At 63.6% G+C, this 9,831-nt stretch carries 13 protein-coding genes; 12 read left to right on the top strand and 1 reads right to left on the bottom strand.

Annotated features, from left to right (window positions below):
* The first annotated feature begins 136 nt into the window (after positions 1-136).
* From gcvH to LPW29_RS14255, 7 genes are all read left to right on the top strand, one after another.
* The gene (gene gcvH, locus LPW29_RS14285) at positions 137-574 is read left to right on the top strand and encodes a glycine cleavage system protein GcvH (protein ID WP_238628566.1); all 438 of its coding nucleotides are present in this window, start codon (positions 137-139) and stop codon (positions 572-574) included.
* A gap of 330 nt (positions 575-904) precedes the next feature.
* Positions 905-2,095, top strand: a complete 1,191-nt coding sequence (locus LPW29_RS14280; protein WP_238628565.1) for a radical SAM protein — start codon at positions 905-907, stop codon at positions 2,093-2,095.
* 37 nt (positions 2,096-2,132) lie between these two features.
* Positions 2,133-3,245, top strand: coding sequence for a lipoate--protein ligase family protein (locus LPW29_RS14275; RefSeq protein ID WP_238628564.1), 1,113 nt, complete (start codon positions 2,133-2,135; stop codon positions 3,243-3,245).
* Positions 3,232-4,305, top strand: a complete 1,074-nt coding sequence (locus tag LPW29_RS14270) for a geranylgeranyl reductase family protein (RefSeq protein ID WP_238628563.1) — start codon at positions 3,232-3,234, stop codon at positions 4,303-4,305. The genes LPW29_RS14275 and LPW29_RS14270 overlap by 14 nt, the downstream gene beginning before the upstream one ends.
* A 61-nt stretch (positions 4,306-4,366) precedes the next feature.
* Positions 4,367-5,518, top strand: coding sequence for a radical SAM protein (locus LPW29_RS14265; protein ID WP_238628562.1), 1,152 nt, complete (start codon positions 4,367-4,369; stop codon positions 5,516-5,518).
* Positions 5,519-5,540: 22 nt separating this feature from the next.
* Positions 5,541-5,909 carry a hypothetical protein gene (locus tag LPW29_RS14260; RefSeq protein ID WP_090251085.1) on the top strand — a complete coding sequence of 123 codons (369 nt, stop codon included), beginning with the start codon at positions 5,541-5,543 and terminating at the stop codon, positions 5,907-5,909.
* A 6-nt stretch (positions 5,910-5,915) separates the two neighbouring features.
* On the top strand, positions 5,916-6,332 hold the full coding sequence (locus LPW29_RS14255) for a hypothetical protein (RefSeq protein ID WP_238628561.1): 417 nt from the start codon (positions 5,916-5,918) through the stop codon (positions 6,330-6,332).
* Between the two features lie 3 nt (positions 6,333-6,335).
* Here LPW29_RS14255 and LPW29_RS14250 read toward each other — a convergent pair whose 3' ends face one another.
* Positions 6,336-6,653 carry a hypothetical protein gene (locus LPW29_RS14250; protein ID WP_063463544.1) on the bottom strand — a complete coding sequence of 106 codons (318 nt, stop codon included), beginning with the start codon at positions 6,651-6,653 and terminating at the stop codon, positions 6,336-6,338.
* A gap of 80 nt (positions 6,654-6,733) precedes the next feature.
* Here LPW29_RS14250 and LPW29_RS14245 point away from each other — a divergent pair, with 80 nt between their 5' ends.
* The 5 genes from LPW29_RS14245 to LPW29_RS14225 all read left to right on the top strand — a co-directional run.
* A complete protein-coding gene (locus LPW29_RS14245) occupies positions 6,734-7,900 on the top strand; it encodes an aldo/keto reductase (RefSeq protein ID WP_238628560.1) in 1,167 nt (388 codons plus the stop codon).
* A gap of 176 nt (positions 7,901-8,076) precedes the next feature.
* Positions 8,077-8,283 (top strand): addiction module protein, encoded by a 207-nt coding sequence (locus LPW29_RS14240; protein ID WP_238628559.1) that lies wholly within the window; start codon positions 8,077-8,079, stop codon positions 8,281-8,283.
* Positions 8,280-8,579: a type II toxin-antitoxin system RelE/ParE family toxin gene (locus LPW29_RS14235; protein WP_338018708.1), complete on the top strand. Its 300-nt coding sequence runs from the start codon at positions 8,280-8,282 to the stop codon at positions 8,577-8,579. Before LPW29_RS14240 ends, LPW29_RS14235 begins: the two co-directional genes overlap by 4 nt.
* Before the next feature lie 105 nt (positions 8,580-8,684).
* Entirely contained in the window at positions 8,685-9,455 is a 771-nt protein-coding gene (locus LPW29_RS14230) for a tyrosine-type recombinase/integrase (protein ID WP_338018709.1), read from the top strand.
* Positions 9,448-9,831, top strand: a 384-nt coding sequence (locus LPW29_RS14225) for an IS91 family transposase (RefSeq protein WP_238628556.1), incomplete at its 3' end; no start/stop codon positions are given. The genes LPW29_RS14230 and LPW29_RS14225, both read left to right, overlap by 8 nt.

Genomic DNA, 9,831 nt, shown 5'->3' with positions numbered 1-9,831 from the left:
TGTCTGTAGCTGACTTGGTTCTTTCACGTTAGCGCGGGTGTGCCACGCGCCTTGATCCAGATCACCATGTGGTGTCCGGGGGACCCGGATACTGGTCAAGCAAACATCAATAACCTTATAAACATCAGGAGGAAGCATGAGCGACGTCAAAGGTTGTGACCTGCCGGAGGATCTGCTCTACAGCATCGAGAACAATGTCTGGGTCCGCCAGGAGTCCGATGGCACCGCCACCATCGGCCTAACCTCGTATGCCGGTTCCCTGGCCGGGCAGGTGGTGTCCTACACCCCCAAGAAGGTGGGCAAGGCCGTGAAGAAGGACAAGTCCTGCGCCACGGTGGAATCCGGTAAGTGGGTGGGCCCTGCCAAATCCCCCATCGGTGGCGAGGTAGCTGCGGTGAACGATGCCGTTTCCGCCAACCCCGGCCTGATCAATGACGACCCTTATGGCGAGGGCTGGCTGGTGAAGATCACGCCCGACAACTGGGATGGTGACTCGGCCGCCTTGAAGACCGGCAGCGATGCCATTGATGCCTTCAAGGCCAAGATGGAAGCAGATGGCTTCAAGGGTTGCTGAAGGCCCGCTGGCCCCCGGGGTGGGCTGACCGGTCCGCACCGATGTCCAGCCCCGATGGCTCCCCTCGCCAAGAGGACGCCCCGAGGCTTTCCGTGACCCGGCATCTCCCCTAACTCTCATGCATCTCGGCGGTGAAGCACCCCCGATGATGAAAGATACATTACGAGCCCCTCTCCCCTCAGGGGAGAGGGGGTGGGGTGAGGGGCGAGGGCCGGTACAGTGCCTCCCCCACCCCCTCATCCCCAGCCCTTCTCCCCCAAGGGGGAGAAGGAAGCTTCCGTAGCTGAACCTGGGTGCTTTCACGTTAACAAGGACCTCAAAAGGAACCCCATGAGCCTCTTCAGCGACACCTCTCCGAGTCACTGGGAAGATCTCGTGCGCCACGTGGAACCCCTGGAGGATATCCCGCTGGATGCGGATCTGGTGAGGACCCTTGAGGCAGAGAATGAACCCCGGTTCCGTGGCCGTGGTCACCCGGTGGACCTTTACACCCCCACCTTCAAGAGCTACCAGACCTCCGAGATCAGCAGCTGCGGCAAGAACGCCTGGCCGGCGGTGTCCATCACCGGGCCCGACTGCAAGCTGCGCTGTGATCACTGCAAGGCCAAGCTGCTGGAACCCATGATTCCGGCCCGCACCCCCGAGGCCCTGTGGCGCGTGGTGAACGACATCGTTGAACAGGGCGGGGAGGGCATGTTGCTCACCGGCGGCTCCAACCACCGCAACGAGGTGGAGTACGGCCCCTTCTACGACACCATCCGCCGCATCAAGGACGACTTCCCCGGCTTTCGCATCGCCCTGCACACCGCCCTGGTGGACGATGAGGCCGCCCGGTGCATGGAGCAGGCCGGTATCGATGCGGCCATGATGGACGTGATCGGCGCCCAGGAGACCATCACCCAGGTGTATCACCTCAAGCGCACGGTGGCGGATTTCGAGGCCACCCTGGAGGCCCTGGTGAACACCCGCATGAAGGTGGTCCCCCACATCGTCATGGGCCTGCACTATGGCCGGTTCCTGGGGGAATGGGAGGCCCTGAACATGATCCAGCGGCATCGCCCCGATGCGGTGGTGCTGGTGGTGGTCATGCCCTTCTACGCTCCCGACAGCAAACCCTTCGCCATCCCCCGCGCAGTGGATGTGGGGCACTTCTTCCACGATGCGCGCCGTTCACTGAGGGATCTGCCGCTGCTGCTGGGTTGTGCCCGTCCGGCAGGGCAGGTGAAGGGTGAAATGGATGCCTACGCGGTGATGGCCGGCATCGATGGCCTGGCCCATCCCGCTGATGGGGTGGTGGAGCTGGCGGCCCGCCTGGGACGTCGCGTGCGGGTGATCCCCTCCTGCTGTTCCATGGCCGTGGGGGAGGAACTCATGGCCCTGGATGGCGGGCGTGAGGCCCTGGAGATCGATCTGGAGGCCATCGTGGCCGATGAGCGGGCACGACGGCGGCAACGGGGGATACCGGGCATGGGGCCCGGCGGCATCCCCGTGATCATGGAACATGTGGCCCCCAGGGCCTGAATGCTGTTTGGATCTGAATGTTGGTTGGAGAGGCATGATGCGTGATGAACACACCCTGCGGGTTCTGGATACGGGCCTGCGTCGGGCCGCCGAGAACCTGGCCCTGAACCGCTCCCTGCTGGAGTGCCACCAGGAAGGGCATTCCCCCCATACCCTGCGCTTTTTGCGATTCGAACCCTCGGCCCTGGTGGGCTTTCACCAGAACGTGGATCAGGAACTGCTCACCGAGGTCTGCCGCGCCGAGGGCATCGACATCCAGCGCCGCATCACCGGCGGCGGCGCCATCTATTTCGATCCCACCCAGATCGGCTGGGAACTCTACGTGGACAAGCGCTTCGTGGGCTCGGCGAACATGGAAAAGATTGCCGGGCGCATCTGCCGCGCGGCGGCCCGGGGCATCAGCCGCCTGGGGGTGGATGCCCAGTTCCGCCCCCGCAACGACATCGAAGTGGATGGCCGCAAGGTATCCGGCACCGGCGGGGCCTTTGATGGGGATTCCATCATGTACCAGGGCACCCTGCTGATCGATTTCGACGTGGAGCGCATGCTGCGGGTGCTGCGCATCCCCGCCGAAAAGCTCTCCCACAAGGCCATCGCCTCGGCCCGGGACCGGGTGGCCAACCTGAGCGAACTGCTGGGCGAGACGCCATCGCTTGAGGTGATCCAGCGCTCCCTGGCCGAGGCCTTTGCCGAGACCTTCAACGTGACCCTGGCCCCGGCCGAAGGCATGGATGCCGTGGAGCAGGCCCGTTTCGAGCAGGCGCTCAAGGAGATCGACAGCGATGAATGGATCTACCAGCGCAACCGGCCAGCGGTGGACTCACCCCTGCTGGAGGCAGTGCACCGGGCGCCCGGCGGCCTCATGCGGGCCGGGCTGACCCTGGATCGGGAACGGGGACGCATTGGCCAGGTGTGGATCACCGGCGACTTCTTCACCAACCCCCGGCGCATGCTGGTGGACCTGGAGGCGGCCCTGCGTGGCATCGCCGTGGTGGATCTGGAACGCACCCTCCACGACTTCTTCGACGACTACCCGGTGGAGATGCTCATGCTCACCCGGGATGATTTCATCCGCGTACTGCGTCTGGCCCTGGATTCCGATGACGCCGCGCCCGCCAAGAGTGACCACCCCACCCATGCGGTCGGTTGACGTCCTGGTGGTGGGCCTGGGGCCGGCCGGGGGGAGTGCCGCCCGGGTGGCCGCCAGTCAGCGCCTGTCGGTGCTGGGGATCGATCGGCGGACCGAGATCGGCGAGCCCGTACAATGCGCCGAGTTCATCCCCCTGCCCATGGGTAGCTATGCCCGGTCCCCCGGTGTGTTCTCCCAGCCCATCGATCGCATGACCACGCTGCTGCCCTCCGGCACCTGCCGGGAGTCGGATTTTCCGGGGATCATGATTAACCGGGCTGCCTTCGATCAGACCATTGCCGACCGTGCAAGGGAACAGGGGGCCACCCTCTGGACCGATACCGCGCTGCTGGATGTGGACCCCAAGGTCCGCACGGCCCGGATCCGGCATGAGGGCCGCGAACACACAGTGGCCTTCCGTTCGCTGGTGGCGGCCGATGGCCCCCACTCCACGGTGGCCGCCCGACTGGGCTGGCCCGTCCTGCACACCGTGCAGACACGCCAGTACACCGTGCCCCTGAAACACGCCCGGAACGACACCGTCATCTGGCTCTCTCCCGATTATCCTGGCGGCTATGCCTGGCTGTTCCCCCGCGGGGAGCAGGCCAACCTGGGCCTGGGGATGGACAAGACCTTGGCGCCGGACCTGAAGACCCCGCTGGACACCCTGCACCGGGACCTGGTAGAGGCCGGCTGGGTGGGCGAGGACATCCTGCGCCGCACCGGCGGGGCCATCCCCGTGGGGGGGCTACGCCCGCAGGTGTGCCACGGCCCGGTGATCTTCGCTGGCGATGCGGCGGGCCTCACCCACCCCATCACCGGCGGTGGCATCGCCCCGGCGGTGGCATCCGGCGAGCTGGCGGGGGAGGCCATCGTGGCCTGGTTGCGAGGGGATGAGGATGCCCTGGATGAGTATCAGGAAGACCTGCGGGACCGCTACGGCCCCAGCCTGGACCGGGCCGTGACCCGGCGCCGCGAGCTGGCCCGGATCTGGGATCAACCCCAGGCCCATGAGGACGCCGTGCATCGACGCGGCTGGATTGCCTTTGGCGAATACTTCAACGACCCGGTCAGCCCCTGAGCGACACGGATCCGTGAGACACGCGTGCGGGCCTGGCACCGCACCAGAGGAGGAGACAACCATGAGCACACCGGAGAGCGTCGCCGCCGAGACGGTGAACTTCTATCGGCCCGATCCCTACATCAAGACCCCGGACATGCGCTCGCCTGACTATGTGCAGATGTCGACGGCCGCGGCCATCACCCTGGGGCTGGTGCGAGGCTGGATGCACCGCACCGACTGCACCCACTGCCTGAACCTGCTGGTCACCTATCCCGAGGGCTGTCGTGCCAACTGCAGCTACTGCGGCCTGGCCCGTCACCGGGAGGAATCCCAGGACTATGCGGACCGCAACTTCATCCGCGTGGACTGGCCCACCGCCCGTTACGAGGACGTGATCCAGCGGGTGCGGGACGGTGCGGATCGTGGGCGTTTCGAGCGCATGTGCATCTCCATGATCACCCACCCGGATTCCGACGCCGACACCCTCACCCTGCTCAAGCGCTGGGTGGAGGCCGTGCCCGACATCCCCGCCTCGATCCTCTCCAACCCCACCTCCATGTCCCGGGAGGATCTGGTGCAGCTCAAGGAGGCCGGTGCCCAGATCTTCACCGTGGCCCTGGATGCGGCCACACCACAGATCTTCGAACACACCCGGGGCGCCACGGTGGACAGCCCGCACCGCTGGGACAAGTACTGGGAGACCCTGGAGTGGGCCGCCGAGATCTATGGTCCCAAGCGCTTTGGTGTACACCTGATCTGCGGCATGGGCGAGACCGAGCAGGAGATGCTGGAAGTGTGTCAGCGGGTGCGCGACATGGGTGGGCACAACCACCTGTTTGCCTTCTTCCCCGAGCAGGGCTCGCTGATGGAGGACTGGTCCCCGGTGCCCCGGGCCCAGTGGCGTCGGGTGCAGTTGGCCCGTTACATCATCGACTACCTGGATGGCCGGGTGGAGGACATGCGCTTCAACGCCGCCGGCGAGGTGGTGGAATACGGCCTGGAACCGGCGGAGCTGGAGGCCCTGATCAATGAAGGCACGCCCTTCAGGACCTCCGGCTGCCCGGGGCGCTCGGACCAGGACACCGTCTCGGCCTGCACCCGCCCCTATGGCGACTCCAGCCCCACGGACATCATGTCATTCCCGTTTGCCCTCAATGAGCGGGACGTGGCGGTGGTGCGTCGGCAGATGGCCGGGGAGTCCGTGGGCACCTTCGATCACGACGCGGACTGAAGCGCCGGCCCCGGGAGGCCCGATGAAGAAGATCGACATCACCAATGTCAGTGACCTGCGCAACCAGCTCAACCGCTACCGGCGGGGCAAGAAGTTCGACATCCACCAGTTCAACCAAGTGGCCCGACTGGCCTGGCTGGGCAAGGTGCTGATGCAGCCCCTGGACCCGGAGGATGAGACCTGCACGGCCTTCCTGGTTTATGTGGAGCACCCGGACGAGCTGGTGGCCCATTGTCTGAGCCCCGATGAAGACCTGGTGGGCCAGATGCACATCGTGGATGGTCAGCAGGCGCAGGCCCTGATCCAGATCCTCAAGCTGGGGGTGGAGGAGCGCGCCAAGCTCTACGATGACCTGTCCCGGTCCGATTTCTACTTCCGCTACTTCTCCTGAGGCGCCATGTCAGCCCAAGACCCCTCCGACACGCCCCAGGCCCCCACCATCGAGGCCCGCATGGAGCGGCGCTTCATCGTCATGACCACCCGGGAGGGGTTTTTAAACGCCCTGGAGCCGGTGACGCCGGCGGGCTGGACCCGGGTGACGGTCACGGAGCTGGACGATATCGGCCCCTGGAACGACATCCTGCTGCACCGCTTCATGCTCCTGGACCTGGATGATCCGGGGGCGTTTGATCCCCTGGATGTCATCCAGACCCTGCGCATGGAGTACCAGATCAATCTGCCGGTCTTCTGCCTGGGCGGGGATGCGGACCTGCAAGGGGAGATGCGTCTGTCCCGGGCCGACCGGTTCTTCACCGAGGCCGAGCTGCTGGAGATGCTGCCCCGGTTCTTCGAACTCTACGGCTGGGGGCGCTGAGCCTCAGCCCACCCAGGCGTGTTCCGTGGTATCGATGCGGATGTCCTGACTGAAGGTTTCGCCGTTGCCCTCCACGCTGAGGGTGCCCACCCGGGTGCCGGCGGTGTCGTAATGGAAGCGGCAGTCAAAGGTGCCGGGCATCGGGATCTCCGTCTCGCAGAGGGTCTTGCCCTCGGCCACAAAACGGGCCTTGGCGCGGCCACTGCCATTCAATACGGCCTGCAGGCGAAACTCCTTGCCCACCGGGCGGCGATAAAACTCCGGGTCGCGATTGGGGTTGTACTGCAGGTTGTTGAGCTTGACGAGCTTGACCAGTGCCATCGGGTTCCCCGGTGTTGTCCTGTTTAAGGTTATCAGTATATAACCAAGTATCCATGCATCGTCCATAGCCCGGGAACCTCGTGACCGAAAAAAATCATCTCATCCCCGGTGCCGCCACCCGCGCCGCCACCCAGGCCTACGCCGAGGCCCACCAGAGTGCCGGCCGTGTGGCCGAGGGCCATTACAGCGACTTCCCCCGCGAACACCTGCAGCTATCCAGCCTGGGCGTGGGCAGCTTTGGCGGCGAGCCCAGCCCGGCGGTGGACGCCCGCATCAGCGCCGTGGTGGCCCGGGCCCTGACCCATGGCATCAACGTGATCGACACCGGCGCCCACTATCGCTACGGCCGCTCCCTGGCGGCCGTGGGCGCCGGAGTACGCACCGCCCTGGAGGCCGGTGTGCCCCGGGAGGCCATGTTCCTGGTCTCCAAGGGGGGCTTTCTCACCCTGCGCGGCGGCCCACCCAAGGACATGGCCCAGTGGTTCGAGCAGGAGATTACCGCCCAGGGGTTGGGCAGCCGGGAGCAACTGGCCAAGGGCGCCCACCTGCTCACCCCCGAATACCTGAACTACCAACTGGAACTCTCCCGCCATCTCATGGGCGTGGACACCCTGGACGCCTTCCTGGTGGACCAGCCCGAGGTGCACATCCCCGAGCGAGGCAAGGAGGCTACCCTGCAGCGGCTGGAGCCCGTATTCGAGATGCTGGAGCGCGCCGTACAGGAAGGCCGCATCCGCCGCTACGGTATCACCAGCTTCGAGAGCTTCCGCGTGGAGACCGACGCCCCCCTGTTCCTCTCCCTCACCTCGCTCGTAGGCCTGGCCGAACGCGCCGCCCACACCGTCACCGGCAACCCCCAGGCCCGGCACCACTTCAAGCTCGTGATGATGCCCTTCAACCAGGTGATGCTGGAAGGCTTCACCCGCTTCAACACCGCCACCGGCCAGGGCAACGTGGCCTCACCCATCCAGGCCGCCCATCAGCTCCAGCTTTACGTGATGGCGTCGCACTCGCTGCTCAAGGGGCATCTGGCCTCGCAGTCCGTGGACACGGTTGCGCGTGCCTTGGCGGATCTGCCCAATCCTGTCCAGAGGGCACTGCAGTTCAATCGATCGACGCCTGGGGTGGGGACGAGCCTGACAGGCATCAGCACGCCGGAGCATCTGGAGGATGTGCTGGCGGTGGCGGGGTTGCCGGTGATGGCGAGGCAGGCTTATTTGGGGATGTTTGAGAGGGTGGGGGAGTGAGTGAGTGGGTACGTCCAGTGAAGAATGACCCGTGGCAAGACCTACCGAATGTGGTCTTGGCCAGTGCGGGTTCATATGTGCACACACGGACTCTTCCAGCAGACGTTGATCGGACATGCTGCGCACGGCAGAAAACGCTTATATATTATGTTTCATGAAAATCTGAGGTAAACAAAATGAGCACGAAAGAGTTGTTAGACGAGGCGATGAAACTAAAACCAGAAGAGCGGTTCACCTTGGTTGAAGGACTGATAAAGAGCTTGGATGAGCCGGATAAGAAGCTCGATGAAATATGGGCTGAAGAATCGGAAAAGAGACTTAAGGCCTACCGGGAGGGAAAGCTGAAAGGCATCCCGATGGAAGAAATATTTAAGGAAGAATGATGCGCGTTATATTCACTACAATCGCGACTCAGGAACTGGAAGATGCTGTACGTTATTATGAGCTCGAGTATTCAGGGCTTGGACACAGATTCAAGGATGAAGTAAGAAAGGCCGCATTGCGAATCGCCGAGTATCCTCAAGCGTGGTCCATAGAGCGGGGTGATGTAAGGAAATGTCTCCTGCACAAGTTTCCATACAAGTTGATGTACTCCGTAGAAGAATACCATATTCTTGTCATCGCAGTAGCTCACCAACACCGGAAACCAGACTACTGGGTTGGTAGAGATGAAAAATAAACAGCCCATTTTGCCGACGCCAAAAAGCGGCGGGGCTGATGCAAAGCGTTTGTCGCCCACATGCTGGGCAAACTGCGCTAGAGCTACGTTTACGCCGTCCGATCGCTGGCTGCGTATTTTGGTCGTTCTCCGGCGCTGCTTTCGATGCTGGAGCTGCAACAGTATTTCAAGGTGCTCGCGGTGGACCGGAAGCTCTCTGCCTCCACTTGCCGCCTACACTTGCATGGTATTCGATTTCTCTTCCAGCAGGTGCTTCATCGAAAGGACTTTGATGACGTCAAGTTGATTGTGCCCAAGCGGCCACAACGGATCCCCCCATTACTCACCCGCGCCGAGGTGGCGCGGATCATCGCTGCATGTGACAACCCCAAGCACAGGATGCTGCTGGAACTGTGTTATGGGTGTGGTCTGCGGGTGAGTGAAGTGATCTCCGTGCGTGTCCCGGATATTGATGGAGAACGGCGGCTCCTGAGGGTGGAGCAGGGCAAAGGAAGCAAGGACCGTGCGGTGACGATCAGCCCCTTGCTATTGGATTCCTTGCGGCGCTATTGGCGGTGCGCCCGCCCGCGTTTCTGGCTGTTTCCACACGCGTTCAGGCCAGAGCAGCACATTGGCGTGAGTTGCGCTCAGCGCATGTTTGGGCAGTGCCGTCGCCGAGCGGGAGTCAACAAGCCGGTGGGTATTCACGGCCTGCGGCACGCCTATGCCACACATCAGTTGGAGAATGGGGTGGCGGTGCATGATCTGCAGCGCCTGCTGGGGCACGGGCACCTGCAGACGACGCTGCGGTATATCCACTGGATCCCCCGTGATCAACGGGGTGCCACCGGCGGTGTGGATCTGATGGCGGGATTGCCGGAGGTGCGTCATGCCTGAGCGCGCAACGATACAGGAGATTCTCAACCGATTCCTGGTGGCAGATGGTCTGGATTACCGCCGGCGCAAAGTCTGTGGGAATCTGCAGGCCTGCCGTACCGAGCGCCTGGGTGGTCTGCAGCTTCGCTGTGACCAGTGCGATACCGAGCAGCACTGGTATCACAGTTGCCGGGATCGTCATTGCCCTCAATGCCAGAATCGTGCGACTCAGGCGTGGTGCGAGCGCCAACACAGGCAGATGCTGCCGGTCACATACTACCATCTGGTATTCACGCTCCCGCATGAACTCAATGTTTGGGTGCAGCTGCATCCAAGGGAAATCCACCGGCTTTTGTTCCAGTCGGTCTGGTCCACGCTCAAGGCCTTCGGGCAGGAT

This window comes from Ectothiorhodospira sp. 9100 (assembly GCF_022227565.1).
Taxonomy (GTDB): domain Bacteria; phylum Pseudomonadota; class Gammaproteobacteria; order Ectothiorhodospirales; family Ectothiorhodospiraceae; genus Ectothiorhodospira; species Ectothiorhodospira marina.
Note: the sequence above shows the minus strand (reverse complement) of the source record. Positions and strands in the feature narration are given on the sequence as shown.